Genomic DNA, 1,830 nt, shown 5'->3' on the forward strand with positions numbered 1-1,830 from the left:
GCTTAATTGCACCCTATGGAATACTTGATGCTGTGACATTACAATTAAAACCAACCCCGGTTTTTAGGTCATCAAAAGAATTAATGAACATATATAAAAAAAGGCTGGAAACAAAAAACTGGAAATCCACTTGGCCAGGGCTGACAGTTGAAATTGGTTAACACTGAATTTTATAAGAGGAGATTAGATGTAAATGAATAAAAAGAAAAGGGTATTAAAATTCTTTGGAATCCTGGCCTTGCTCCTCGCCATTTCCGCTGGCTTTTATACATATTCTGTTTATAAATCGGTTACAGCGACAGTGGAAACGATGCATCAGCCACTTGATCGGGAAAAATCAGAAAAAAGGGAAGAACAATTATCCTTCCAGAAAAAAGAACCATTTTCTGTGTTGTTGCTCGGTGTCGATGAACGGGCAAATGACGGGGGAAGATCTGATACGATGATCGTGCTGTCTGTAAATACAAATACAAAATCAGTCGAAATGCTCAGCATCCCTCGAGATACCAGGACAAAGATTGCCGGTCTTGATAAAGTAACAAAAATCAACCATGCATTTGCCTACGGAGGAGCCGAAATGGCAGTTGCAACGGTTGAACAATTCCTTGATATTCCAATTGATTACTTTATTAAAGTCAATATGGAAAGTTTTAAAGAAATAGTGGATGCTTTGGATGGAATTACCGTTTTTAATGATTTGAATTTTGCCTATGGCGGAACCAATTTTCCTGCTGGTGAAGTAGAGTTAGATGGGAACGATGCATTGAAGTTTATCAGGATGCGTTACGAAGATAAACGCGGTGATTTCGGCAGACAGATACGCCAGCGAGAGGTAATTAAGGCCATTATAGATAAAGGTGCCAGTGTTACATCACTCGCAAGGTATGAATCGATCTTAGATGTCTTGGGCGATAACATCAAGACCAATCTGACGTTTAGCGAGATGAAGGATATTCAGCAAAATTATAAGGATGCCAGAAAACAGATCCATCAAAATGAAGTGAAGGGGGAGGGTCAAAGAATTTACGATGAGGAGTTCGGTAAAGAATTATATTTCCTTGTTGTACCCCAAGAAGAGCAGCTAAGGCTTCAATCTCTTTTAAAAAAGCATCTTGAAATTGAAAACGGGTAGTAAAATCCTTTGAAAACTAAATGCCATAAAGAAAGCTGCCTTAGCAAGGCAGCTTTCTTTATGGCATCCTAAGTCTTTTTCCTATCACTTCGTTTAGTCGATCAGGGTAATTGGTGAACATTCCGGTAACTCCCCAATCTAACAGCATCTCCATATCCTCTTTCTCATTCACTGTATAAGGATAGATCAGTAATCCGGAATCCCGGACCTTTTTTACATAGCCGGGGCTTATGGCAGTATAATGCATTCCAATTCCGACTGCATATGCCTTGATCTTCGCTACTTCCTCATTCGTTATGATGGCGGGTGCATAGTAGGACAATAGCTGGACCAAGGGGATGGATTCATCCATCTGATGGATTTTTTTCAGGCTCTCCGCACTGAAAGACTGGATCATGATCTTGCCAACAGGCTGATTCTCACCGACAAGATTGTATTCATATAAAATATCAAGAAGCTTTTCTTCCATTCCAGGATAGAATTCAGGTGATTTGGTTTCGATATAATACCTTGCTTTAGGACCCATGCGTTCAATTATTTCTCTTAGAGTTGGCACCTGCAGACCCAGATAATCCGGCTTTGCCTTCTGGGGGAAAGTTTCATTAAACCAGGTACCTGCATCAAGCCTCTTTATTTGCTCAAGCGTGAAATCCTTGACCATGCCCGTTTCATCAGTGGTGCGGTCAAGTGTTTCATCA

At 40.4% G+C, this 1,830-nt stretch carries 3 protein-coding genes; 2 read left to right on the forward strand and 1 reads right to left on the reverse strand.

Annotation, left to right across the window (positions count from 1 at the left end; translation table 11 throughout):
- Positions 1 to 5: 5 nt before the first annotated feature.
- Together WB217_RS00330 and WB217_RS00335 are read left to right on the forward strand one after the other, a co-directional pair.
- Positions 6 to 161: a nucleotidyltransferase family protein gene (locus tag WB217_RS00330; protein WP_423989567.1), complete on the forward strand. Its 156-nt coding sequence runs from the start codon at positions 6 to 8 to the stop codon at positions 159 to 161.
- A 32-nt stretch (positions 162 to 193) separates the two neighbouring features.
- Positions 194 to 1,132, forward strand: coding sequence for an LCP family protein (locus tag WB217_RS00335; RefSeq protein WP_423989563.1), 939 nt, complete (start codon positions 194 to 196; stop codon positions 1,130 to 1,132).
- 58 nt (positions 1,133 to 1,190) lie between these two features.
- Here WB217_RS00335 and WB217_RS00340 read toward each other — a convergent pair.
- Positions 1,191 to 1,830, reverse strand: a 640-nt coding sequence (locus tag WB217_RS00340) for a glycerophosphodiester phosphodiesterase family protein (protein WP_423989565.1), incomplete at its 5' end; no start/stop codon positions are given.

This window comes from Mesobacillus sp. (genome assembly GCF_049588175.1).
Classification (GTDB): domain Bacteria; phylum Bacillota; class Bacilli; order Bacillales; family Cytobacillaceae; genus Mesobacillus.